Raw genomic sequence first — 23,625 nt, 5'->3', positions numbered from 1 at the left:
GCAACAGACGCTCCTCCGAACCGATGCGCCCTGCCCCCTGTCGCTCCGCGTGCCCCGTCCTCGGTGGTCCCGTGTGTCCCATCCTCCGTGTCTAACGCGACGGACGGGACGGCGCATCAACCGATCGGCTGACATCCGGGTCACCCGAACCGCCCCCGGATCACCACCCGTTGACCGAGCCGGACACCCGGCCCCCGCACCGAGGCTGGCATCAACACCCGACACCCACCTCGGAATTCGGAGAGGCGACGATCCCGTGCCCACCAAGAACCTCACCGCCAACCGTGCCGCCCTCGGCCACCGCATCGCTTACGCCCTGCGCCACCCCGACCGCGTGCCCCGCCACCTGGCCCGTGCCACCCGGGACGCCTGGCTGCGCCGGCGCCACCCGAACCACGTCTCCTACTACCGTGCCGTGATGCGCTCCGACACCCGGGCCGACCCGGACGCGGCGGTCGGCAGCGCGAGCCGTGAACGCTGGCTGGCGCTGGGCGCGTTGCAGTTCGACTACCTCCTCGGCCACGGTCTGCGCCCCGACCACCGCATGCTGGAGATCGGCTGCGGAAACCTGCGCGGCGGCTGGCGCTTCATCCGCCACCTCGACCCCGGGCACTACTACGGCATCGACATCTCGCCCGACATCCTGGCCGCCGCACAGGACACGCTCGTGGAAATGGGCCTCCAGAAACAGCTCCCCACCCTCACCCCCGTACACGACCTGACCCTGCGCTTCCTGCCCGACGCGCACTTCGACGTCGTCCACGCGCACAGCGTGTTCTCGCACTCCCCGCTCCCGGTCATCGAGGAGTGCCTCGCCAACGTCGGCCGCGTCCTGGCACCGGGCGGCTGGTTCGACTTCACCTTCGACCGCACGGAGGGCGAGGAACACCACGTCCTGCGCGAGGACTTCTACTACCGCACCGAGACGTTGGTCGCGCTGGCGGCCCAACACGGCCTGAACGCCCGCTTCATGGACGACTGGGAACAACTCCCGCACGGCCAGTCGAAGCTCCGGGTCACCCGCTGAGTTCCTGGAGCAGCCGGGGCAGCGCCGTCCCGATCGGCTCCCGTACGACCTCGTCGGCACGGTCGTCGTAGGGAGTGGCCTCGGCGTTGACGATGACCAGCCGTGCCCCGTGATCGGCGGCGACACCGGCGAGCCCGGCGGCGGGCTGCACCTGCAGACTGCTCCCGACGGCGATGAACACTTGGCAGGCCTTGGTGATGGCGACGGCCTCGCCGAGGACGACGGGGTCGAGCCGCTCTCCGAAGTAGACGGTCGCGGACTTCAGGATCCCGCCGCACTCCAGGCAGGCGGGATCGTCCTCCCCGGCCTCGACCCGGGCGATCGCGTCCTGCATCGGCCCGCGCACATGGCACCGCGTGCACACGAACTCCCGCGCGGTGCCGTGCAGTTCGATCACCTTGCGGGCGGGCAGCCCGGCGAGCTGATGCAGCCCGTCGATGTTCTGCGTGATGACCCGTACGGGCACGCCGGACTTCTCCAGCTCCACGACGGCCCGGTGCGCGGCATTGGGCTCGGTCTGGAGCGTGCGGTTCTTACGCCGCATCTGCCAGGACCGGCGCCGGATCTCCGGGTCGCCCATGTAGTGCTCGTAGGTCACGAGCTTCTCGGCCTCGGGGTCACGGCGCCAGAGGCCGTTGGGGCCGCGGTAGTCGGGGATGCCGGAGTCGGTGGAGACACCCGCCCCACTGAGAAGGGCGACGAGAGGCTTGCTCATGGTGCCGAGGGTAGGTCGGCGGGGGCGGGGCGGCGAGTGGATATCGCGGGGTCAGCGGGCCGCCACGTACCGGATCACCGCGATGCCGGCGTACGCGTCGTCGTCCCGGGGACCGGACGGGCGGATGGCCGGCGCCGCCCAGCGGCAGAACGCGCGGTGGCGGATGTTACCGTCCGAGCATGGCCAAGGTGACAGTCTCGCTCGACGCAGCGCTCGTCGTGGAAGTCATGGTGCTCGCGGGCGTGGGCAACCCGCAGGACGCCGTCGAACTCGTCGTCCGCGACTACATCGAGCGCGGCCACCGCACGGAGGCCAGGGCCGAGGCCCGCGACGACGCGCTGCGCGAGGTGGACGTGAAACCCCGGGAGGTCGAGGGCTGAGCCCTGCGGAACCGGGAGGCTGATACGGGCCAACTCGCCTGGCTGCCACCGGCGTTGTCGATCTCGCCCGCCCCACGGCCCAGTCGCCCCGTGTCGTCCACTGCGCCCGCCCTATGCCTTCTGCCCGGCGTGAGCCGACGTGCCCTGGGCGGCCGATTCCGGTCAACTTGCCCGGCCGCCAACGGCGTTGTCCACGTCGCCCGCTCCCCGGCTCAGCCGCCGGGCGTCATGCATTGCGCCCGCCCCGAGTCTTCCGCCCGGCGTAAGCCACCCTGCTCAGTCGCTCAGCTTGCCGCCCAGCGTCACCCACCGCGCCCGCCCCGGCTTTCCTCCCGCCGTCAGCCGACGTGCCCCCGGCCACTCCGCCCGGCCTGAGCCAACCCACCCCCCCGGGCGCCCCGCCGCCCCGTCAGCCAACCCGCCTCCCGTTCTCCAGCTCCGCAGTCCCCGCCCCCTCCTCCAGCACATCCAGCGCGACCAGAACCCGCAGCCCCAGCGAACCCGGCAGATACTCCGTGACTTCCTCGCGCGGGACGAGCCGCCACGACAACAGCTCCTCCTCCTGGAGCCGGATCGACTTGAGGTCGTTGGCCGTGAGGGTTCCGCCGTCGTACAGGTAGGCCACCAGCGGCGGGTAGTCCGGGCCGTGGTAGACCCAGTCGACGGCGAGCAGTTGGCCGAGTTCGACGTCGAGGCCGATCTCCTCCAGGGTCTCGCGGCGCGCGCCCTGGCGGGGTGTCTCGCCGTCGTCGGACTCGATCGTGCCGCCCGGAAGGGCCCAGCCCTCACGGTAGTTGGGCTCGACGAGGAGGACCCGGCCCTCGGTGTCACGGAAGAGGGCGGCGGCCCCGGCGAGGATGCGGGGGAGACCCGCGAGGTACGTGGCGAAGTCTTGCGTAGTGGTCATTCAGGAAGGGTAACCAGCCCGCGCAGCCGTCTCTCCGACTCGCTGCCCGGCACCGGGAAGTGACAGACCAGGCTCAGCCAGGGCGCCTCCTGCACCGCGAGCCGTACGAACGACACCTCGATGTCACCCGCATCGGGGTGCCGGTAACGACGTACGGACGAGCGGAACTCCACCACCTCGTGCGCCTCCCACAGGCGTGCGAAGTGCGGGCTGGTGGTGACCAGTTCGTCGATCAGTTCCGTGAACCGCGGGTTGTCCAGTTCGTACGCCGCCTGTTGGCGCAGCAGACCCGCCATCCACTCCGTCTCCGCCTCCCACTCGGGCATCAGCGCACGGATGCCCGGTTCCCTGAACAGCAGCCAGGCGCTGTTGAGTTCGCGGCGCGGCCGGTCGAGGAGGGCGGGGCCGAGGATGGCTTCCTGGGCCCGGTTCCAGGCCAGGACGTCGAAGCAGCGGTCGATGACGAAGGCGGGGTTCGGCATCAGCGTGTCCAGGAACGCCCGTACGGCGTCCGGGACTTGGAGAGACCGCTCGGCCGGTTCGGGGGCAGGCCGGCCCGCCAGCCGGAACAGGTGCGACCGTTCCACGTCGTCCAACTGCAGTGCGCGGGCCAGGGCCAGCAGGATCTGCGGGGACACGTTGATGTCCCGGCCCTGCTCCAGCCAGGTGTACCAGGTGAGGCTCACGCCGGAGAGCAGCGAGACCTCCTCGCGGCGCAGCCCCGGGGTGCGCCGCCGGCCCCCCGCGGGCAGCCCCGTCTCCACCGGGTCGGCACGCTCGCGCCGGGACCGCAGGAAGGCGGCGAGGGCCCTGCGGCCGTGATCATCGGTTTCTGGCGATTCCTTGGCTTCTGGTGGTGGTGTTGGCGGCACCAGTAAATTCTGCACTCTTCAACCGGGCCCGAGACCGGCGCAGGGTGGGAGGGACACCGGACCCGCAGGTCCGAGGTGATCCCAACTCCCTGCCGAAAGGCGGCCCTTGTGGCTGAGCTGTCCCCGTCCACTCCCCGTACCGTCCTGGTCACCGGCGCGACCGGCGGCGTCGGCTCCGCGGTGGCACGCGCCCTGCACGCCGACGGCTGGACCGTGTACGCCGCCCACCGCAAACCCGCGGACGCGGAAGCGCTCCGGGCCGCCGGCTTCACTCCCGTCCGGCTCGAACTGACCGACGAGGACTCCGTCGCCGCGGCGGCCGAGCAGGTCGGCCCGCGGCTGGACGGGCTGGTGAACAGTGCCGCGATCATGGGCCAGGGTCCCGTCGAGCTGACGCCCGCCGAGGCATGGCGCCGCCAGTTCGAGATCAACGTGATCGGTCAGGCGACCGTCATCCGCGCCTTCCTGCCCGCGCTCCGGGCGTCCGGCGGCCGGATCGTCAACATCGGTGCCGTCTCGGCCCGCGTCCCGCCGCCGTTCTTCGGCCCGATCGCCGCCTCCAAGGCCGCCCTCGCCGCGCTCACCCACTCCCTGCGCGCGGAACTGCGCCACCAGGGCGTCAAGGTCACCCTCGTCGAACCCGGCGCCATGGACACGGCCATCTTCGCCACCGCGGACAAGGCGAGCGCGGACCTGGGCTGGGCCGGCTCGCCGGAGACCCAGCGCCACTACGCCCGCGCCCTGGACGCCGTACGCACAACAGCCGCCCGCCAGCCCCTCGGCCCGGTCACCCCGGCCGTCGACGCCGTCGTCCGCGCGCTGACCGCCCGCCGCCCCGCGACCCTCACCACCACCGGCAAGGACGGCCGCGCCCTCGCCCTGCTGCGCTTCCTGCCGGACGGCCTGCGCGACCGGCTGGTGCTACGGGCGTTCGGCGTGACGGCGCAGGCATTCGACAACACCGTGACTACGGAGTCGTCCGCAGTCCGTCCACGATGAGGTCGAGGATCCGCGCGGCCCGCGCCTCCCCACCCCGCGCCGGATCGAGCCGCCACAGCACGCTCAACTGAAGCAGCACGTCCTCGGGATCGAGCCCGGACTTGAGCGACCCGTCGGCCGCTCCCGCCTTCAGGAGTACCGCGATCGCGGCCACGAAGGGCGCGAAGTACTCGTCGTCGGCACCCCCGTCGGTCGCCGCGTGGATGACCTCGGCGACGCCGTACTTGAGCCTCCCGTAGTGGGCGACCTCGTCCAACCAGAGGCGTAGGGCCACGAGCGGGGGATGGTCCGCGAGGAGCACCGGCGCGCGGTCGATCAGGTGCTGTATGTCGTGGCGGTACAGCTCCAGGATCAGCGCCTCCCGGGTGGGGAAGTGGCGGTAGAGCGTCCCGATGCCGACGCCCGCCTCCTTGGCGATCGCGGTGAGGGACGCGCTGCTCGACGCGGCGATCGCCTCGCGGGCGACGGTCAGGATGCGTTCCCGGTTGTCGAGGGCGTCGCGGCGGGTCGGTCTCGGGTTCACGGGTGGGTCGTCCGTCCGGTGTCGGATTGCTAAGCGGAGGGTCCTCCGGTACGTTGGAGCATGTACCGGAGGGGCCTCCGTTTCGCTTTCCATTCTGGCACATCCCCACCCGACACCGCAGGGAGCACCGTCATGCCCGAACTCGTCCTCGTCACCGGAGGCAGCGGCTACATCGCAGGCTGGTGCGTCGCCGAACTGCTCCGCCGCGGCTACGACGTCCGTACGACCGTCCGCGCCCCGGGCAAGGAACGCGCGGTCACCGACGCCGTCGCGACCGTCGTCGACCCCGCCGGCCGGCTGGGCTTCGCCGTCGCCGACCTCACCGCCGACGAGGGCTGGGACGCCGCGCTCAAGGGCGTCGACTTCGTCCTGCACGTCGCCTCCCCGCTCGGCGCCGCCTCGGACGACCCCGACGCGCTGATCGCCGCGGCCCGCGGCGGCGCCCTGCGCGTCCTGCGCGCGGCCACCGGGGCGGGCGTACGACGCGTCGTGATGACCTCGGCCGCGAACGCCGCGAGCCCCTCGTCGTACGCCTCCGAAGGCGTCACCGACGAGTCGCTGTGGACCGATCCAGAGGACCCGACCCTCATCCCCTACCGCCGCTCGAAGACCCTAGCCGAGCGCGCCGCCTGGGACTTCATGGACGACTACGACGGTCCGACCGAGCTGACCACCGTGCTCCCCGGCGCTGTCTTTGGACCGGTCCTCACGACCGCGAACATGGGTTCCGTCGGCATCATCGCGCGCATGGCGGGCGGGAAGATGCCCGGCGTTCCCCGCATCGGCCTCGAAGTCGTGGACGTCCGCGACCTGGTCGACGTCCACATCCGGGCGATGACGTCATCGGACGCGGCGGGCCAACGCTTCCTGGCCACCGGGGAGTTCGTGTGGATGGAGGACATCGCCCGCACCCTGCGCAACGGCCTCGGCGAGCACGGCCGTACGGTCTCCACGCGCCGCCTCCCGGACTTCGCCGTCCGCCTCGCGGCCCGCTTTCTGAACCCGTCGCTGCGCGAGATCACCCCCGGGCTCGGCCGTCGCAACCGCCACAGCACGGAGAAGGCGCGCCGCGTCCTCGGCTGGGAACCGCGTCCGGCAAGGGAGACCGTCCTCGACTGTGCCCGGAGCCTGATCGCGCAGGGTGCCGTCTAGGCGTCGGCCCCCACCAACTGCACGGTGCGCTCCGCCAGTTCACTGATATGGACCCCGTCGAAGCCGAACACCGCACTGCGCACGGTGTCCTCCAGCGGATCCTTCCACTGGTCCGGGATCGCGGCCGCGCCGGTCAGCACCCCGGCGACCGAACCCGCTGTCGCGCCGTTCGAATCGGTGTCCAGACCGCCGCGGACGGTCAGGGTGATGGTGCGGGTGAAGTCGCCGTCGCCGTACAGGAGTCCGGCGGTGAGGACGGCCGCGTTCGGGATCGTGTGGATCCAGCCGAGCCCGGCGGTCTCCTCGGACACCGTGGTGAGCGTGTCCTCCCAGGTCATCCGGGTCTCGTGCAGCGTGAGCACCCGACGCACGGTCCGTGCGAGCCGGCAGCCCGGCGGGATCACGGTCAGCGCCGTGTCCAGCGCGTGCCGCACGGTCGGCGCGGTGAACGCCGCCGAGATCAAGGCGGCAGCCCACATCGCGCCGTAGACACCGTTCCCGGAATGAGACAACACGGCGTCCCTGCGCGCCAGTTGAGCCGCCCGGCGCGGGTCACCCGGGCTGGTCCAGCCGTAGATGTCGGCGCGGATCAGGGCGCCGATCCACTCCTGGTACGGGTTGTCGTGCGTCGCCGTCAGCGGCGGCTTGAGCCCGTTGGCGAGATTGCGGTAGGCGGCGCGCTCGGCCGTGAACGTCTGCAGATACGGCAGTCTCCGCAGCCACAGTTCGCCGACCTGCTCGGTGCTGAAGCCGAAGCCGTGGGTCTCCAGGAGGTCGAGTCCGAGGATCGCGTAGTCGACGTCGTCGTCACGGCAGCTGCCGTGGATGCGGCCGCGCACGCACCGCTGCCACTCGGGGCGCAGCTCGAAGCCGTCGTGCTCGCTGGGCGGCTCAGGGAGGTAGTCGGTCAGGGGCAGGGCCGCGGCCTGCCGGAGGTAGCGGTCGATGCGGTCGCGTGTCCACAGGTCGCCCTGCTCGACCGGCTTGCCGAGCATGTTGCCCGCGATCCGGCCCAGCCAGCCCCCGAGGACGCGGTCCGCGAGTGCCGGCTCAGTGCCCACAAGGGTCATACCTCCGGTGTACCCGATTCCGGGCCGGACAGCGGCACAGAGTGCGGCACAGGGTCTGCTCAGCCCGGTCCCAGCGTTCGGTCGGGGCATGACGGCGGGGGCGTCCGCCGGTTAAGGTCGCAGCGGCGCGACTGGCCCCGGAACGCGCGGGGGCCCGTAGAGCAAGGGGATCGCAAGGTGGCGAACGCTGCACAGAGGGGCACCCACAGGGTGCTCATCGCCGCGGACAAGTTCAAGGGGTCGCTGACGGCCGTGCAGGTCGCCGAGCGGGTGACGGCCGGGCTGCGCCGGGTCGTACCCGATCTGGACGTGACGGCGATGCCGGTCGCCGACGGCGGCGACGGCACGGTGGACGCGGCCGTCGCGGCGGGCTTCGAGCGACGGGAGACACGGGTCGCCGGACCCCTCGGCGACGAGGTCACCGCGGCCTTCGCGGTACGCGGCGACACAGCCGTCGTGGAGATGGCCGAGGCGAGCGGACTGCAACGCCTGCCCAAGGGCGTCTTCGCCCCCCTCACCTCCTCGACCTACGGCTCCGGCGAACTGCTGCGGGCCGCGCTCGACGCGGGCGCCCGCACGATCGTGTTCGGCGTCGGCGGCAGCGCCACCACCGACGGCGGCGCGGGCATGCTCTCCGCACTCGGCGCCCGCTTCCTGGACGCGGAGGGTGAACCGGTGCCCCCGGGCGGCGGCGGCCTGGCCGACCTCGCCTCGGCCGACCTCACCGGCCTCGACCCACGCCTCACCACCGTCGACCTGATCCTCGCGAGCGACGTCGACAACCCGCTCACCGGCCCCAAGGGCGCCCCCGCGGTCTACGGCCCCCAGAAGGGCGCCGCACCGGACGACGTGGACGCCCTCGACGCGGCCCTCGGGCACTACGCCAAGGTCCTGGAGGAGTCGATCGGCGGCAAGGCCGCCGAGTACGCCGCCGCACCCGGCGCGGGCGCCGCCGGCGGCATCGGCTACGGCGCCCTCCTCCTCGGCGCCCGCTTCCGCCCCGGCATCGAGGTCATGCTCGACGTCCTCGGCTTCGCCTCGGCCCTGGAGGGCGCCACCCTCGTCATCACCGGCGAGGGCTCCCTCGACGAACAGACCCTCCACGGCAAGGCCCCGGCAGGCGTCGCCGCGGCGGCCCGCGCGGACGGCAAGGAGGTCGTCGCCGTCTGCGGCCGCCTCGCCCTGCCCCCGCAGTCCCTCGGCCACGCCGGCATCCGCCGCGCCTACCCCCTCACGTCGATCGAACCGGACGTCGTGAAGTGCATCGCCGACGCCGGACCGATCCTGGAGCGGGTGGCGGAGAACATCGCCCGGGACTTCCTGGTCTGAGCCCCACCCCGAGGAACGTCGAAGGGCCCCGAGCCAAGCGGCTCGGGGCCCTTCGTGTCGTACTACAACGCGCGTTCTACGACCGCTACGGCAGCTGTGCGGCTCGCGCCTCACGCCGGTTGCCGCGGAAGTTGTTCACGCGGCGAGCCGTCGCGAACAGCGGGATCACCGCGCCCATGACCAACTGGAGCGCACACCCCGTCTGGAGGAGCAGCTGGCCGCCCGGGGCGTCGAACGCCCAGGATGCCAACAGGCCCATCGACAGGACGATCCAGGCGAGCATCGCGACCGCGAGGCGACCGCGCGGCTTCGGGTACTCGACCCGGCTCACCATCAGCCAGGCGGTGCCCAGGATCGCGAGCAGCGTTGCCACGAAGGGCAGTTCGAGCAGCACGATCGAGACCACCGTCAGCGCACCGAACGGGGAGGGCATGCCCTGGAACATGCCGTTCGGCGGCGTCACGCACGAGAACCGCGCGAGTCTCAGCACCACCGCCAGCAGGACCACGATCGCCCCGACCGCGGCCACTCTCTGGTGCGCGTCGTCGGCGACCATGCCGTAGACGAGGACGAAGTACGCCGGCGCGAGGCCGAAGCTGATCAGGTCCGACAGGTTGTCCAGCTCCGCGCCCATGGGGGAGGAGCGCAGCTTGCGGGCGACGAGGCCGTCGAAGAGGTCGAAGACCGCCGCGCACAGCATGAGGATGACCGCGGTGGCCGCGCTGTGGCGGGCCATGCCGGTCGACTCGTCGTTGCCCGTCAGGTGCGGGATCAGGATGCCGGTGGTGGTGAAGTACACCGCCATGAAGCCGCAGGTGGCGTTGCCGAGGGTGAGGGTGTCCGCTATTGAGAGGCGGAGAGAAAGAGGCATCTCCTCCTCGTCGTCCACCTCATCGGCCTCGGGCACCCAGCCCGCCTGTGTCTCCGGATCAACCACGGTCAATGCGAGTCACCCCAGCCACGGTCTTCTGGCCGACCTCCACGTCCACGTCGACACCCTCGGGGAGGTAGATGTCGACGCGCGAACCGAAGCGGATCAGTCCGACGCGCTCGCCCTGCTCGACCTTCGTGCCCTGCGGAACGTAGGGGACGATGCGGCGGGCGACGGCGCCGGCGATCTGGATCATCTCGATGTCACCGAGTTCGGTGTCGAAGTGCCAGACGACCCGCTCGTTGTTCTCGCTCTCCTTGTTGAACGCGGGAACGAAACCGCCCGGGATGTGCTCGACCGACGTCACCGTGCCGGAGAGCGGCGCGCGGTTGACGTGGACGTTCAACGGGCTCATGAAGATGGCGACGCGGGTGCGACCGTCCTTCCACGGCATGATGCTCTGCACCACACCGTCGGCGGGAGAGATGACCCGGCCCTGGGTGATCTCGCGCTCGGGGTCGCGGAAGAACCACAGCATGCCCGCCGCGAGCGCGGTGGCGGGTACGGCCACGGCCTTGGCGGCGCCGGACTTGCGCGCACGTACCAGGCTGAGGGCTGCGGTGGCGACGGTCGGCAGGAGCCACGGCGATGCTCCGCGCGCGAGGCGTACGCCTGCCAGGCTGTCGCGTGGTGCAGAGGTTTGGCTGTGGGGCATGGATGACCTTCGTAGCGGATGATGCCGCGCTGTAACGGGGGACGGCGGCTTTCCCGGGATCGTACCGGTCGCGGGCCACAACTGGGCAAGCCAGGAAGCCGAGTCGGCGGCTGAGGAGCGTTGACGGGGTGTGATCTTCTTCTCGAAGAAAACACCCCGAAACGGACAATCAGCCCTGGAATCGATACTCTTCGAGCAACCTGCGCCCGATGATCATTTTCTGGATTTCGGCGGTACCTTCGCCGATCAACAGCATCGGCGCCTCGCGGTAAAGGCGTTCGATCTCGTACTCCTTGGAGAAGCCGTACCCGCCGTGGATCCGGAAGGCGTCCTCTACGACCTCCTTGCAGTACTCGGAGGCGAGGTACTTCGCCATCCCTGCCTCAAGGTCGTTTCGTTCGCCGGAGTCCTTTTTGCGTGCCGCATTTACCATCATCGCATGGGCGGCCTCGACCTTGGTGGCCATCTCCGCCAGCTTGAACTGGATCGCCTGGTGCTGGGCAATCGGCTTCCCGAACGTGTGACGCTGCTGCGCGTACGAGACGCCCAGTTCGAAGGCACGCTGCGCGACGCCGCAGCCACGCGCCGCCACATTCACGCGGCCCACCTCGACTCCGTCCATCATTTGGTAAAAACCTCGGCCGGTCTCGCCGCCTAGCACGCGGTCGGCCGGAATCCGCAGGCCGTCCATGATCAACTCAGTGGTGTCGACGCCCTTGTAGCCCATCTTGTCGATCTTCCCGGGGATGGTGAGACCGGGCCGGACCTCTCCGAAGCCGGGCTCCTTCTCGACCAGGAAGGTCGTCATCGACTTGTGGGGCGCGGTGCCCTCCGGGTGTCCTTCGTCACTTCGCACGAGGACGGCGACGAGTGACGACGTACCGCCGTTCGTCAGCCACATCTTCTGACCGGTCAGGACGTACTCGTCACCGTCCTTGACCGCCTTCGACGTGATCGCCGAGACGTCCGAACCCAGCGCGGGCTCCGACATCGAGAACGCGCCCCGGATGTCGCCGGCCGCCATGCGCGGCAGGAAGTGGTCCTTCTGCTCCTGCGTGCCGTGCTGCTTGAGCATGTAGGCCACGATGAAGTGGGTGTTGATGATGCCGGACACCGACATCCACCCGCGCGCGATCTCCTCCACACACAGGGCGTACGTCAACAGGGACTCGCCCAGGCCGCCGTACTCCTCCGGGATCATCAGGCCGAACAGGCCCAACTCCTTGAGCCCGTCGACGATCTGCTGCGGATACTCGTCGCGGTGCTCCAGCTCGGTGGCGACCGGGAGGATCTCCTTGTCCACGAAGTCGCGGACGGTGGACAGGATTTCCCGCTGGATGTCGGTGAGACCGGCGGTCTGGGCGAGTCGCGCCATGGCTACTTCTCCGTCTGCTTCGGCTGGGGGCGGCCGGGCTGCTCGCCGCCGCGCTCCTTGATGTACGTCTCGGTCGGCACCATCACCTTGCGGCGGAACACGCAGACCAGCGTGCCGTCCTGCTTGTAGCCCTTGGTCTCGACGTAGACGATCCCGCGGTCGCTCTTCGACTTCGAGGGCGTCTTGTCGAGGACCGTGGTCTCGCCGTAGATCGTGTCGCCGTGGAACGTCGGCGCCACGTGCTTCAGCGACTCGATCTCCAGGTTGGCGATCGCCTTGCCCGACACGTCCGGTACCGACATGCCGAGCAGCAGCGAGTAGATGTAGTTGCCGACCACCACGTTCTTGCCGAAGTCCGTTGTGTTCTCGGCGTAGTTGGCGTCCATGTGGAGCGGGTGGTGGTTCATCGTCAGGAGACAGAAGAGGTGGTCGTCGTACTCCGTGACCGTCTTCCCGGGCCAGTGCTTGTAGACCGCGCCGACCTCGAACTCCTCGTAGGTGCGTCCGAACTGCATGGTGCTCAGGCCTCCGGGGCTTCGAACTTGGACGTGCGCTCCATGCCGGCGGCCCGGCCCTTGCCCGAGATGACCAGCGCCATCTTGCGGCTGGCCTCGTCGATCATCTCGTCGCCGAGCATCGCGGAGCCCTTCTTGCCGCCCGCCTCGGAGGTGTAGTAGTCGTACGCGTCCAGGATCAACTCGGCGTGGTCGAAGTCCTCTTGGGACGGCGAGAAGATCTCGTTGGACGCCTCGACCTGGCCCGGGTGCAGCACCCACTTGCCGTCGAAGCCGAGCGCGGCGGCACGCTGGGCGACCGCGCGGTAGCCGTCGATGTTGCGGATCTGGAGGTAAGGGCCGTCGATCGCCTGGAGGTTGTTGGCGCGGGCGGCCATCAGGATCTTCATCAGGATGTAGTGGTAGGCGTCCGCCGGGTACCCGGGCGGCTGCTCGCCCACGACCAGCGACTTCATGTTGATCGACGCCATGAAGTCGGCCGGTCCGAAGATGATCGTCTCGACGCGCTGGGAGGCCGTCGCGATCTCGTTGACGTTGTTGAGGCCCTGCGCGTTCTCGATCTGCGCCTCGATGCCGATCTTGCCGACCTCGAAGCCCATCGTCTTCTCGATCTGTGTCAGCAGCAGGTCCAGGGCGACGACCTGCTGGGCTGTCTGCACCTTCGGCAGCATGATGCAGTCGAGGTTCTGCCCGGCGCCCTCGACGACCGTGACGACATCGCGGTACGTCCACTCGGTCGTCCAGTCGTTGACGCGCACGACCCGCGTCTTGCCCGTCCAGTCGCCCTCGTTGAGGAACTTGACGATGGTGTGCCGCGCCTCGGGCTTGGCGAGCGGCGCGCACGCGTCCTCCAGGTCCAGGAACACCTGGTCGGCCGGGAGGCCCTGTGCCTTCTCCAGGAAGCGCGGGTTGCTCCCGGGGACCGCGAGACAGGAGCGCCGCGGGCGAAGCCGGTTGGCGGGGGCGGGCGTGGTCATGCGGGGACCTCCAAGGGGTCGAGCAGAGGGTCGAGCTTGTTCGCTTTCCGGATCTCGTCGACGATGCGGCCGATGATTCCGGTGATGTCGAAGTCCTTCGGTGTGAAGACCGCCGCGACTCCGGCGGCCCGCAGCTGTTCGGCGTCACCATTGGGGATGATCCCACCGGCGATGACAGGTATGTCTGTGGCACCGGCCACACGGAGCCGTTCGAGGACGTCCGGCACCAACTGGGCGTGCGAGCCGGACAGGATGGACAGACCGACCGCGTGCACGTCCTCGGCGAGGGCCGCGTCCACGATCTGCTCCGGCGTCAGCCGGATGCCCTGGTACACCACCTCGAAGCCGGCGTCACGCGCGCGTACGGCGATCTGCTCGGCGCCGTTGGAGTGCCCGTCCAGGCCCGGCTTGCCGACCAGGAACCGCAGCTTCCCGGCGCCCATCTCGCGCGCCGTCACATCCACCTTGCGGCGTACCTCGGCCATCGCCGAGCCCTCCTCGGCGGGCACCGCGACCGGCGCCGACGAGACGCCCGTGGGCGCCCGGAACTCGCCGAACACCTCGCGCAGGGCCCCGGCCCACTCGCCGGTCGTGACACCGGCGCGGGCGCACTCCAGGGTGGCCTCCATGAGGTTGCCGGTGCCCTTGGCGGCCTCCTTCAGCCGCTCCAGCGCCTTGCACGGGCGCGGGTGGTTGAACGGCGGCTGGTAGCGCGTGTCTCGCCAGCGCTGCAACGACTCGATGACCCGGGCCTCGACGGCCGGGTCGACCGTCTGGATCGCCGTGTCGAGGTCGGCTGTGAGTGGATTGGGCTCGGTCGTGTTGAAGATGTTGACGCCGACGATCTTCTCTTGACCGGACTCGATACGGGCCCGGCGCTCCGCGTGCGAGGACACGAGCTGCGACTTCAGGTAGCCCGACTCGACGGCGGCCATCGCGCCGCCCATCTCCTCGATGCGGTCCATCTCGGCGAGGGACTCCTCGACCAGGGAGGCCACCTTCGCCTCGATGACGTGCGAGCCCTCGAAGATGTCCGCGTACTCCAACAGGTCGCTCTCGTAGGCCAGCACTTGTTGCATGCGCAGTGACCACTGCTGGTCCCAGGGTCGGGGGAGCCCCAACGCCTCGTTCCACGCCGGGAGTTGCACGGCACGCGCGCGTGCGTCCTTCGACAGCGTCACGGCCAGCATCTCCAGCACGATCCGCTGGACGTTGTTCTCCGGCTGCGCCTCGGTCAGGCCCAGGGAGTTGACCTGGACGCCGTAGCGGAACCGGCGCTGCTTCGGGTCTTCGATGCCGTAGCGCTCGCGCGTGACCTCGTCCCAGATGCGGCCGAAGGCGCGCATCTTGCACATCTCCTCGATGAAGCGGACGCCCGCGTTCACGAAGAAGGAGATGCGGGCGACGACATCGCCCTTGCGGTCCTCGGGGATCTGGCCGGACGCGAACACCGCGTCCAGGACGGCGATCGCGGTGGACATGGCGTACGCGATCTCCTGGACCGGGGTGGCCCCGGCCTCCTGGAGGTGGTAGCTGCAGATGTTGATCGGGTTCCACTTGGGGATGTGGTTGACCGTGTAGCAGATCATGTCGGTCGTCAGCCGGAGCGAGGGAACCGGCGGGAACACGTGCGTACCCCGCGACAGGTACTCCTTGACGATGTCGTTCTGGGTCGTGCCCTGGAGCTGGGTGATGTCCACACTCTGCTCCTCGGCGACGACCTGATAGAGCGCCAGCAGCCACATGGCGGTGGCGTTGATCGTCATCGAGGTGTTCATCTGGTCCAGGGGGATGTCCTGGAAGAGACGACGCATGTCCCCGAGGTGTGCGATCGGCACGCCGACCCGGCCGACCTCGCCGCGGGCGAGGATGTGGTCGGAGTCGTAGCCGGTCTGCGTCGGCAGGTCGAACGCGACCGACAGACCGGTCTGGCCCTTGGCGAGGTTGCGCCGGTACAGCTCGTTGGACGCCTCGGCCGTGGAGTGACCGGCGTACGTGCGCATGAGCCACGGCCGGTCTTTCTGACGCTCAGTCATCTACGGGACCTCAGATGTTCCGGAAGCGGTTGATCGCGTCGATGTGCTGGGCGCGCTTCTCCTCGTCGCGCACACCCAGGCCTTCCTCGGGGGCGAGGCACAGGACGCCGACTTTGCCCTGGTGGAGGTTGCGGTGGACGTCGTAGGCGGCCTGGCCGGTCTCCTCCAAGGCGTACACCTTGGAGAGCGTCGGGTGGATCTTGCCCTTCGCGACCAGCCGGTTGGCCTCCCAGGCCTCGCGGTAGTTGGCGAAGTGCGAGCCGATGATCTTCTTCAGGGACATCCACAGGTAGCGGTTGTCGTACTCGTGGTTGTACCCGGAGGTCGAGGCGCAGGTGACGATTGTGCCGCCCTTGCGGGTGACGTAAACGCTTGCGCCGAAGGTCTCGCGGCCCGGGTGTTCGAAGACGATGTCGACGTCCTCGCCGCCGGTGAGTTCACGGATGCGCTTGCCGAAGCGCTTCCACTCGCGCGGGTCCTGGTTGTGCTCGTCGGCCCAGAACTTGTAGTCCTCGGCGGTGCGGTCGATGATCGCCTCCGCGCCCATCGCCCGGCAGATGTCCGCCTTCTGGGGGCTGGAGACGACACAGATCGGGTTGGCGCCGCCCGCGAGCGCGAACTGCGTGGCGTACGAGCCGAGTCCGCCGCTCGCGCCCCAGATCAGGACGTTGTCGCCCTGCTTCATGCCGGCGCCGTTGCGGGACACCAACTGCCGGTACGCGGTGGAGTTCACCAGGCCCGGGGCGGCGGCCTCCTCCCACGACAAGTGGCCCGGCTTGGGCATCAGTTGGTTGGACTTGACGAGCGCGATCTCGGCGAGCCCGCCGAAGTTCGTCTCGAAGCCCCAGATGCGCTGCTCGGGGTCGAGCATCGTGTCGTTGTGCCCGTCGCTCGACTCCAGCTCCACGCTCAGGCAGTGCGCGACGACCTCGTCACCGGGCTTCCAGGCGTTCACGCCGGGGCCGGTGCGCAGGACGACGCCCGCGAGGTCGGAGCCGATGATGTGGTACGGCAGGTCGTGCCGCTTGGTCAGCTCACTGAGCTTGCCGTAGCGCTCCAGGAAGCCGAAGGTCGACAGCGGCTCGAAGATCGAGGTCCACACGGAGTTGTAGTTGACCGAGGAGGCCATCACGGCCACCAGGGCCTCGCCCGGGCCGAGTTCGGGCACCGGGACGTCGTCCAGGTGGATCGACTTGCGGGGGTCCTTGTCGCGGGTGGTGAGGCCCGCGAACATGTCCGTCTCGTCCTTGTGCACGGTGATCGCGCGGTACGACTCGGGGAGCGGCAGGGCGGCGAAATCGGCCGGAGTCGAGTCCGGCGACTGGATCGCTTCGAGGATGTCCTTGACGGTCACGGTATTGCCTCCGGCGAAGTGCGCCCTGAGGGAGGGGCGCCGATGGTTACGTCGGTGCTGCTGCTGAGGGTGGGTGCTGAGGTGCCGTCGGTTCGGCGGGTGGTGCTTCGGCAGCGCTTTGTGGCGCGGGAGGTTGCCTGTGACGCAGGCGCCCGGGCGCGCAGCCCAGTGGTGGGTTGCGGGGACAGCCGACGTACGAAAGGTCTCTGCACGCCGGCCGCCCGGACACCTTCAACGTATGACACTGCGTGTCACCCCGCAAGGCACCGAGTGCCATGAATCGCTCTCAGGTGAAATCTTTACGTAACAAATGAGCGATGATCGATCGAACGGGGCCTGAAAGGTGCGCGAAAAGGGGCTCTGACATGCCAAAACGGCCACCCCGGAGGGTGGCCGTCATCACAAGGGATTGCAGAGGCTGATGGGGCTCAGCGGTCCCTCAGTGCCTCTTCGATGGTCCGCATGACCTCGTCCAGTGGGGCGTCGGTGCGGGCGACCGTCACCAGGACCTCGCCGTGCTGGTGCACCGCCGCGGTGGCCGGCCTGGGGGTCGTGGTGCGGCCGACGCCGATGCCGGTGCCGAACGTCTTCTGCACGATCCCGAAGGCGTGGTCGAGCTGCGCCTCCACGTCGCCCTGGCCGCCGGCCCGCAGCCAGCGCCGCAGCACGTGGTTGTGGGCGGTGACCACGGCCGAGGCGGCGACCTCGGCGAGCAGCGGGTCGTCGTTGGCGTCGTCGTCGTGCGCGTGCTCGTCGAAGTGGCCCAGGAGATAGCGCGTGAACAGCCGCTCATAGCGGGCCACCGACGCGATCTCGGCCTCGCGCAGGGTGGGCACCTCACGTGTCAGCTTGTAGCGGGCGACCGAGATCTCCGGCTGGGCCGCGTACATGCGCATGACTTCCTTGATGCCCCGGCAGACCGTGTCGAGCGGGTGCTCGTGCGCGGGGGCGGCATTGAGTACCGCCTCGGCCCGGATCAAGGTGTCGTCGTGGTCGGGGAAGATCGCCTCTTCCTTGGAGCGGAAGTGGCGGAAGAAGGTCCGGCGCGCGACCCCGGCCGCGGCCGCGATCTCGTCGACGGTGGTCGCCTCGTACCCCTTGGTCGCGAACAGCTCCATCGCGGCCGCCGCCAGTTCGCGCCGCATCTTGAGGCGCTGGGCGGCGGCGCGACTGCCCGCGGCACTCTCCGGTGCGTCGGGCGTAGCTGGTGTACGGGAGGGCTTGGCGGGCTGGGGCATGACCCGAACGTACTGCATGTGCGCAGCTTGGCGCGCACGTCCGGGGTTTCCCCCGCCCGCCGCGGGCAGGGGTCCTCCGGTGGGATCGAGCAGCCCGCCCCAGTCCCCGTCGACACCGAACCCGTCGCCGTAACCCTCAGCGGCGGGCATATTCGCGGAAGCCGCGGCCCGTCTTGCGGCCGAGGCAGCCCGCGGCCACCAGGTGCTCCAGGAGCGGCGCCGGAGCCAGGCCCGGGTCGCGGAACTCGCGGTGCAGGACTTTCTCGATCGCCAGGGAGACGTCCAGCCCCACGACGTCCAACAGCTCGAAGGGGCCCATCGGGTAGCCGCCGCCCAGCTTCATCGCGGCGTCGATGTCGTCAAGAGACGCATAGTGCTCCTGCACCATCTTGATCGCGTTGTTGAGGTACGGGAACAGCAGTGCGTTGACGATGAATCCGGCTCGGTCACCACAGTCGACCGCATGCTTCTTGATCTTGACGCAGACCTCGTGCACTGTTGATTGGACGTCAGCATCCGTCAACACTGTACGGACGACCTCGACCAGCTTCATCGCCGGTGCGGGGTTGAAGAAGTGCATGCCGATCACGTCCTGCGGGCGCGAGGTGGCGCGGGCGCACGCGACGACCGGGAGCGACGAGGTTGTGGTGGCCAGGACCGCGCCCGGCTTGCAGACCTTGTCCAGCGTCGCGAACAGCTGCTGCTTGATCTCCAGATCCTCGGCGACGGCCTCGACGGCCAGGTCGACGTCCGCGAAGGAGTCGTAGGAGCCCGCCGCGGTGATCCGGCCCAGGGTCTGCGCGGCGGCCTCGGCGGTCATGCGGCCCTTGTCGACGGAGCGCGAAAGCGACGTGCCGATACGGGACTTGGCGACCTGCGCCTTCTCCTCGCTGCGCGCGGCGAGCACGACCTCGTACCCGGCCTTGGCGAAGACCTCGGCGATACCGGACGCCATGGTCCCGGAACCGGCGACCCCGACCGAGCGGACCGAACGGCCCGGAACGAGCCGCGCGCCCTCCACCGGGGTCAGCGCGTCCCGCACGACGGTCGCGCTGCCGGGAGTCTCGTAGGAGTAGAAGCCGCGACCCGTCTTACGGCCGGTCAGACCCGCCTCGCTGAGCTGCTTCAGGATCGGCGCGGGGGCGTGCAGGCGGTCGTGGGACTCGGCGTACATGGCCTCCAGGACTGTGCGCGCGGTGTCGATGCCGATGAGATCGAGGAGCGCGAGCGGGCCCATGGGGAGTCCGCAGCCGAGCCGCATCGCGGCGTCGATGTCCTCGCGGGAGGCGTACTTCGCCTCGTACATCGCGGCCGCCTGGTTGAGGTAGCCGAACAGCAGCCCGTCCGCGACGAACCCGGGCCGGTCGCCGACCGCGACGGGCTCCTTGCCCAGCTCGATCGCCAGCTCGGTGACGGCGGCGACGGCGGCGGGCGCGGTCAGCACCGACGAGACGATCTCGACCAGCTTCATCGCGGGCGCCGGGTTGAAGAAGTGCAGCCCCAACACCCGCTCCGGGCGCGCTGAATCGGCCGCCAGCCGGGTCACGGAGAGGGCGTTCGTGCCGGTCGCCAGGATGGTGTCGGGGCGCACGATCCCGTCCAGCTCGCGGAAGATCTGGTGCTTGATCTCGTACGACTCCGGGGCCACCTCGATGACCAGATCGGCGTCGGCCGCGGCGCTCAGATCGGTGGAGGTGCGGACGCGGGCCAGGGCGTCGGTGCGCTCCTGCCCGGTCAGCCGGCCGCGCCGCACGGCGTGGGCGGTCGCGGTCTCCAGGGCGGCGACGGCGTGGGCGGTCGCGGCCTCGCTGACGTCGATGCCGACGACCTCGCGGCCGGCCCGGGCGAGGACCTCGGTGATACCGGTGCCCATCGTGCCGAGACCGACGACGGCAATGGTCTTGAACGGGGACAGGGGAGCGTCGGACAGGGGAGCTGCCATCGCGGGACTCCTGGAATGAGGGTGACGACTGGGAGCGCGCGCCGTACGCCGAGGGGCGCACGGAGTGCGAGAAGGGGTGCGGGTGGTGCCGGGCAACGAGCGCACACGCCCGGCGAGAAGAGAGAGTTCCGACCGGCCCTGTCCCAGGCCTGGTCGTACCGCAGTACACGAGGCACCGAACCGACTGCACTCACGGCGGCTGCGTCACCAGGCCGCCGTAAGGAGATGCGCGAGTGGGTAACTCGCTCACCTGAGCTTAACCGGTGAGTAACGAGCGCGCCAGCCCCCGAGTTTGTGATGTAGGTCCCGGGCTTCCTGTGACAGCCATAGGCTCGGTTTCATGGACGAAGAGTTGCGATCACTCACGGAGCGCTTACGGCAGGAGTCGGGAGGGGCGGCGCCGTACGAGCGACTCGTGGCGACCGGCGACCTCGACGAGCTGGCCGAGGTCCTCACCGCCCCCGGTCATCCGCTGTGGGCAAGGGAGTTGGCCGCGTTCCGCCTCGGCCTCGCCGGCGACCGACGTGCCTTCGAGTCCCTCGTCCTGTTCCTCAACCACCGCGACCCAGCCCGCTGTGCCTCCGCCGCGTACGCCCTGGCCCGCCTCGACGACCCCCGCACCGCCCGCGCGGCCGCCGCCCTCGCCACCAACGAACTCCGCGTCGCCTACGCCCTGCACCCCGTCCGCCTTCTGGCCGACCTCCACGCCCCCGAGTCGGTGCCCGCCCTCATCACCACCCTCCAACGACGGCTACGCCCGCACGACCCGTACCGCCGCGTGGCTCTGGCCTGCGTAGAAGGCCTCGGCGAACTGGCCGACCCGCGCGCCAGACCGGTACTGAACGACGCGCTGGCCCACCCGGCGCTGGCGGAGGCGGCAGTGCATGCGCTGGGTCGGATTCCGCGGCAGCGGTGAGCCGCTGGCCCGGTGCGGTGCTCAGTCCCTCAGGTCCTTGACGTACCGCACCTCGGGCACCGCAACCCCCTCCACTTCGTACGGCTCCTCCGTGCCGTCCGCCCGGAAGCCCGCCCGCTCGTAGAAGCGGCGGGCGCGGGCGTTGCCCCGGACGACCCAGAGGTAGACGCGGTCGTGGCCGAGGGCAGCGCACTGCCGTAGGGACTCCTGCATGAGGGCCCGGCCGACGCCGGTGCTCACGTACCGGGGGTCGAGATAGATGGCGTACAACTCGGCCTCACCGGTGCGGAGTTCACCCTCGCGGTACGGTCCGATCGCGGCCCAGCCGACGAGTTCGGCGCCCCGCGTGGCGACCAGGTTCAGCACGCTGCCGTCCCCTTGCCCGAAGCGGGCCCGGCGGCGTTCGGCGTCGGCCTTCGCGCTGAGGGCGTCCAGGAAGGGCTGCGGCATGAGGCCCCGGTACGCGAACTGCCAGCCCAGGACGCGGATTTCGGAGACGCGGTCGCAGTCGGCGAGGGTCATCGGGCGGATCTGGAGGGGATCGGCGTCGTCCATGGCGGCACCCTAGGGAGGTGCCGACCGAGCCCGCCTCCGATTATTCGGCGACCACCGCGAAGGCCTCGATCTCCATCAGGAACTCCGGTCGCACCAGCGCGGCGACCTGGACCGCCGAGGCGGCGGGGAGCCGGTCGTCGGGTATGTGTGCCGCGCGGGCCGTGCGGATGGCCGGCATGTGGGCCATGTCCGTGACGTAGAAGGTCAGTTTGACCACGTCGTCGAAGGTGGCGCCCGCGGAGGCCAGGCAGCGGCGGAGGTTCTCGAAGACCTGGTGCGCCTGTGCCGCCGCGTCGCCCTTGCCGACGAGCTTGCCGTTCTCGTCCAGGGCGAGTTGGCCGGAGATCGCGACGAAGCTGCCGGTGCCCGTCACGACGTGCGCGTAGGCCGTCGCGGGGGCGACGCCGTCGGGGGCGGGAATCCTCGTCAGGCCACTCATGCGTCCATGGCGGACCATGGGTCTGACAGTGAGGATTCCCGCCCCCGAGGGACGTTCAGGCGGGGCTCAGCCGCGGAAGCCCAACAAGCCGTGCAGCGTCGAACCGTGTGCCGTGCTCGTCGCCGCCTTCGCCGTCGTCAACGGCTCCGGGTCCGGCGTCTTCTGGCACACCGCGTCGACCTCGCCGCCACTGCGCGGCACCTTGCCGTTGGTCAGATACGTCGCCAGGTACTTGTCCAGGCAGGCGTTCCCGCTCAGCGTGATGCCGTGGTTCCCGCCGCCCTGCTCGACCACGAAGCTCGAACCGGCCAGCATCTGGTGGACCGTCGCGCCGCCCTCGTACGGAGTGGCCGCGTCGTTGGTCGCCTGGAACAGCAGCACCGGCGGCAGCTTGCCGTTGGCGATGTTGACCGGCTCCTTCGACTGCGTCGGCCAGAACGCGCACGGTGCGTTGTACCAGGCGTTGTTCCACACCATGAACGGCGCCTTGTCGTAGGCCGCCCAGTTGTCCTTGCGCCACTGGTTCCAGTCGCGCGGCCAGGACGCGTCACGGCACTGCACCGACGTGTAGACGCTGTACCCGTTGTCCCCGGAGGCGTCGATCGCGGCGAAGTTCTCGTACGTCTCGACCAGCGGATCGGCGTTCTTGTCGTTCACGTAGGCCGCGAACGCCTCGGCGAGATAGGGCCAGTAGCCGTTGTAGTACCCGCCCGGAATGAAGGTGTCCTCCAGCTCGGAGGCCCCCACCTTCCCGCCCGCCGGCTTCTTCGCGAGCGCCTTCCGCATCGCGTACCACTTGGCCTCGATCTTGGCCGGGTCGGTGCCGAGCTTGTAGGTCGAGTTGTACTTCGCGATCCACGCCATGAGCGCCTGCTGGCGGTCGTTGAAGGCGTAGTCCTGTCCGAGGTTGTCGTCGTACCAGACACCGGTGGGATCGACGATGGAGTCGAGGACCAGGCGGCGCACACGCTCCGGGTAGAGCTTGGCGTAGACGGCGCCCAGGTAGGTGCCGTACGAGTAACCGAAGTAGTTGATCTTCTTCGCGCCGAGTGCGGCCCGGATCGAGTCCATGTCCCGTACGGCACTGATCGTGTCGATGTACGGCAGCACGCTCGCGTACTTCTTGCCGCAGGCGGCCGCGAACGCCTTCACGCGCGTGAGGTTGGCCTTTTCCAGCGCCTGGGTGCTCGGCACCGAGTCGGGGCGGACCGGGTTGAAGTAGCCGGGCTTGCAGTCGAGGGCGGGGGTGCTCTTGCCGACGCCGCGCGGGTCGAAGCCGATGACGTCGTACTGGGACGCCACCGCCTTGGGCAGCGAGGACGCGACGAATCCCGCGAGGGTCAGTCCGCTGCCGCCTGGGCCGCCGGGGTTGACCAGGAGTGGTCCCTGGTACGTCTTCGCGGTGTGCGGGACGCGGGACAGGGCGAGCGAGATCTGCTTGCCGTGCGGGTTCGCGTGGTCCAGGGGCACCTTGACGCTTGAGCACTGGAGCGTCGGATAGTTCGTGGTGGCACAGCTCTTCCAGCTGAGCTTCGCGGTCTGGACGGTGGCCGTGGGGTGCGTGGTGCTCGCGTCGGCGGGGAGAGCGGTGACCGTCCCGGCCACGACGACGGCGGCACCGCACAGTACGGCTGCGCGTTTTCTCATACGTCCTCCCTGGACGGAGAGGCGGCGGACAGCGGGTTTCGCGGTCCGTCCTCGCCGCATAGTCCCGAAAT

The 23,625-nt window shown here is 69.8% G+C and carries 23 protein-coding genes; 6 read left to right on the top strand and 17 right to left on the bottom strand.

What is annotated here, in order from left to right:
- Positions 1 to 256: 256 nt before the first annotated feature.
- On the top strand, positions 257 to 1,027 hold the full coding sequence (locus tag ACGFY9_RS26525; protein WP_393758108.1) for a class I SAM-dependent DNA methyltransferase: 771 nt from the start codon (positions 257 to 259) through the stop codon (positions 1,025 to 1,027).
- On the opposite strand, the gene ACGFY9_RS26520 is transcribed toward ACGFY9_RS26525, so the two are convergent.
- A complete protein-coding gene (locus ACGFY9_RS26520; protein WP_393758106.1) occupies positions 1,017 to 1,742 on the bottom strand; it encodes an NAD-dependent deacetylase in 726 nt (241 codons plus the stop codon). The two genes, ACGFY9_RS26525 and ACGFY9_RS26520, sit on opposite strands and share 11 nt — an antisense overlap.
- Positions 1,743 to 1,921: 179 nt before the next feature.
- Between ACGFY9_RS26520 and ACGFY9_RS26515 the strand changes: the two genes are divergently transcribed.
- A complete protein-coding gene (locus tag ACGFY9_RS26515; protein WP_393758104.1) occupies positions 1,922 to 2,122 on the top strand; it encodes a DUF2191 domain-containing protein in 201 nt (66 codons plus the stop codon).
- Between the two features lie 409 nt (positions 2,123 to 2,531).
- Here ACGFY9_RS26515 and ACGFY9_RS26510 read toward each other — a convergent pair whose 3' ends face one another.
- Positions 2,532 to 3,029 carry an NUDIX domain-containing protein gene (locus tag ACGFY9_RS26510; RefSeq protein ID WP_393758102.1) on the bottom strand — a complete coding sequence of 166 codons (498 nt, stop codon included), beginning with the start codon at positions 3,027 to 3,029 and terminating at the stop codon, positions 2,532 to 2,534.
- Complete coding sequence (locus ACGFY9_RS26505; RefSeq protein WP_393758100.1) at positions 3,026 to 3,901, bottom strand: helix-turn-helix transcriptional regulator; 876 nt, start codon at positions 3,899 to 3,901, stop codon at positions 3,026 to 3,028. Before ACGFY9_RS26505 ends, ACGFY9_RS26510 begins: the two co-directional genes overlap by 4 nt.
- Positions 3,902 to 4,009: 108 nt before the next feature.
- On the opposite strand from ACGFY9_RS26505, the gene ACGFY9_RS26500 reads away from it, so the two are divergent.
- Positions 4,010 to 4,900, top strand: a complete 891-nt coding sequence (locus ACGFY9_RS26500; RefSeq protein WP_393758098.1) for an SDR family NAD(P)-dependent oxidoreductase — start codon at positions 4,010 to 4,012, stop codon at positions 4,898 to 4,900.
- On the opposite strand, the gene ACGFY9_RS26495 is transcribed toward ACGFY9_RS26500, so the two are convergent.
- Positions 4,869 to 5,423 carry a TetR/AcrR family transcriptional regulator gene (locus ACGFY9_RS26495; protein WP_393758096.1) on the bottom strand — a complete coding sequence of 185 codons (555 nt, stop codon included), beginning with the start codon at positions 5,421 to 5,423 and terminating at the stop codon, positions 4,869 to 4,871. The two genes, ACGFY9_RS26500 and ACGFY9_RS26495, sit on opposite strands and share 32 nt — an antisense overlap.
- A gap of 132 nt (positions 5,424 to 5,555) precedes the next feature.
- On the opposite strand from ACGFY9_RS26495, the gene ACGFY9_RS26490 reads away from it, so the two are divergent.
- The gene (locus ACGFY9_RS26490; RefSeq protein ID WP_393758094.1) at positions 5,556 to 6,575 is read left to right on the top strand and encodes an NAD-dependent epimerase/dehydratase family protein; all 1,020 of its coding nucleotides are present in this window, start codon (positions 5,556 to 5,558) and stop codon (positions 6,573 to 6,575) included.
- On the opposite strand, the gene ACGFY9_RS26485 is transcribed toward ACGFY9_RS26490, so the two are convergent.
- Positions 6,572 to 7,645 carry an ADP-ribosylglycohydrolase family protein gene (locus ACGFY9_RS26485; protein ID WP_393758093.1) on the bottom strand — a complete coding sequence of 358 codons (1,074 nt, stop codon included), beginning with the start codon at positions 7,643 to 7,645 and terminating at the stop codon, positions 6,572 to 6,574. The genes ACGFY9_RS26490 and ACGFY9_RS26485 overlap by 4 nt on opposite strands.
- Positions 7,646 to 7,855: 210 nt before the next feature.
- On the opposite strand from ACGFY9_RS26485, the gene ACGFY9_RS26480 reads away from it, so the two are divergent.
- The gene (locus ACGFY9_RS26480) at positions 7,856 to 8,974 is read left to right on the top strand and encodes a glycerate kinase (protein WP_393758490.1); all 1,119 of its coding nucleotides are present in this window, start codon (positions 7,856 to 7,858) and stop codon (positions 8,972 to 8,974) included.
- Positions 8,975 to 9,059: 85 nt separating this feature from the next.
- On the opposite strand, the gene pssA is transcribed toward ACGFY9_RS26480, so the two are convergent.
- The 9 genes from pssA to ACGFY9_RS26435 form a co-directional block, all read right to left on the bottom strand.
- The gene (gene pssA, locus ACGFY9_RS26475; protein ID WP_019062931.1) at positions 9,060 to 9,881 is read right to left on the bottom strand and encodes a CDP-diacylglycerol--serine O-phosphatidyltransferase; all 822 of its coding nucleotides are present in this window, start codon (positions 9,879 to 9,881) and stop codon (positions 9,060 to 9,062) included.
- 22 nt (positions 9,882 to 9,903) lie between these two features.
- A complete protein-coding gene (locus ACGFY9_RS26470) occupies positions 9,904 to 10,560 on the bottom strand; it encodes a phosphatidylserine decarboxylase (RefSeq protein WP_393758091.1) in 657 nt (218 codons plus the stop codon).
- Between the two features lie 169 nt (positions 10,561 to 10,729).
- Positions 10,730 to 11,935, bottom strand: coding sequence for an acyl-CoA dehydrogenase family protein (locus tag ACGFY9_RS26465; RefSeq protein ID WP_033279387.1), 1,206 nt, complete (start codon positions 11,933 to 11,935; stop codon positions 10,730 to 10,732).
- Between the two features lie 2 nt (positions 11,936 to 11,937).
- The gene (locus tag ACGFY9_RS26460; protein ID WP_393758089.1) at positions 11,938 to 12,450 is read right to left on the bottom strand and encodes a MaoC family dehydratase; all 513 of its coding nucleotides are present in this window, start codon (positions 12,448 to 12,450) and stop codon (positions 11,938 to 11,940) included.
- Positions 12,451 to 12,455: 5 nt separating this feature from the next.
- A complete protein-coding gene (locus ACGFY9_RS26455) occupies positions 12,456 to 13,427 on the bottom strand; it encodes an HpcH/HpaI aldolase/citrate lyase family protein (RefSeq protein ID WP_393758087.1) in 972 nt (323 codons plus the stop codon).
- Positions 13,424 to 15,463 carry a protein meaA gene (locus ACGFY9_RS26450; RefSeq protein ID WP_393758085.1) on the bottom strand — a complete coding sequence of 680 codons (2,040 nt, stop codon included), beginning with the start codon at positions 15,461 to 15,463 and terminating at the stop codon, positions 13,424 to 13,426. Before ACGFY9_RS26450 ends, ACGFY9_RS26455 begins: the two co-directional genes overlap by 4 nt.
- Before the next feature lie 10 nt (positions 15,464 to 15,473).
- The gene (gene ccrA, locus ACGFY9_RS26445; RefSeq protein ID WP_393758083.1) at positions 15,474 to 16,817 is read right to left on the bottom strand and encodes a crotonyl-CoA carboxylase/reductase; all 1,344 of its coding nucleotides are present in this window, start codon (positions 16,815 to 16,817) and stop codon (positions 15,474 to 15,476) included.
- 428 nt (positions 16,818 to 17,245) lie between these two features.
- The gene (locus tag ACGFY9_RS26440) at positions 17,246 to 18,073 is read right to left on the bottom strand and encodes a TetR family transcriptional regulator (RefSeq protein WP_393758081.1); all 828 of its coding nucleotides are present in this window, start codon (positions 18,071 to 18,073) and stop codon (positions 17,246 to 17,248) included.
- Between the two features lie 118 nt (positions 18,074 to 18,191).
- A complete protein-coding gene (locus tag ACGFY9_RS26435) occupies positions 18,192 to 19,997 on the bottom strand; it encodes a 3-hydroxyacyl-CoA dehydrogenase family protein (protein WP_393758079.1) in 1,806 nt (601 codons plus the stop codon).
- 340 nt (positions 19,998 to 20,337) lie between these two features.
- Between ACGFY9_RS26435 and ACGFY9_RS26430 the strand changes: the two genes are divergently transcribed.
- On the top strand, positions 20,338 to 20,913 hold the full coding sequence (locus ACGFY9_RS26430) for an adenylosuccinate lyase (RefSeq protein WP_393758077.1): 576 nt from the start codon (positions 20,338 to 20,340) through the stop codon (positions 20,911 to 20,913).
- A 21-nt stretch (positions 20,914 to 20,934) separates the two neighbouring features.
- On the opposite strand, the gene ACGFY9_RS26425 is transcribed toward ACGFY9_RS26430, so the two are convergent.
- The 3 genes from ACGFY9_RS26425 to ACGFY9_RS26415 all read right to left on the bottom strand — a co-directional run bounded on the left by ACGFY9_RS26425 (position 20,935) and on the right by ACGFY9_RS26415 (position 23,554).
- Positions 20,935 to 21,468 carry a GNAT family N-acetyltransferase gene (locus ACGFY9_RS26425; RefSeq protein WP_393758075.1) on the bottom strand — a complete coding sequence of 178 codons (534 nt, stop codon included), beginning with the start codon at positions 21,466 to 21,468 and terminating at the stop codon, positions 20,935 to 20,937.
- A 40-nt stretch (positions 21,469 to 21,508) separates the two neighbouring features.
- Positions 21,509 to 21,907, bottom strand: a complete 399-nt coding sequence (locus ACGFY9_RS26420) for a RidA family protein (protein ID WP_393758073.1) — start codon at positions 21,905 to 21,907, stop codon at positions 21,509 to 21,511.
- A gap of 66 nt (positions 21,908 to 21,973) precedes the next feature.
- Positions 21,974 to 23,554, bottom strand: coding sequence for an alpha/beta hydrolase (locus ACGFY9_RS26415; RefSeq protein WP_393758071.1), 1,581 nt, complete (start codon positions 23,552 to 23,554; stop codon positions 21,974 to 21,976).
- Positions 23,555 to 23,625 lie beyond the last annotated feature (71 nt).

It is taken from the genome of Streptomyces sp. NPDC048504 (assembly GCF_043200035.1).
In the GTDB taxonomy this organism is placed as follows: domain Bacteria; phylum Actinomycetota; class Actinomycetes; order Streptomycetales; family Streptomycetaceae; genus Streptomyces.
The sequence above is the reverse complement of the archived record's forward strand: the minus strand, read 5'-3'. Positions and strand labels throughout refer to the sequence as shown.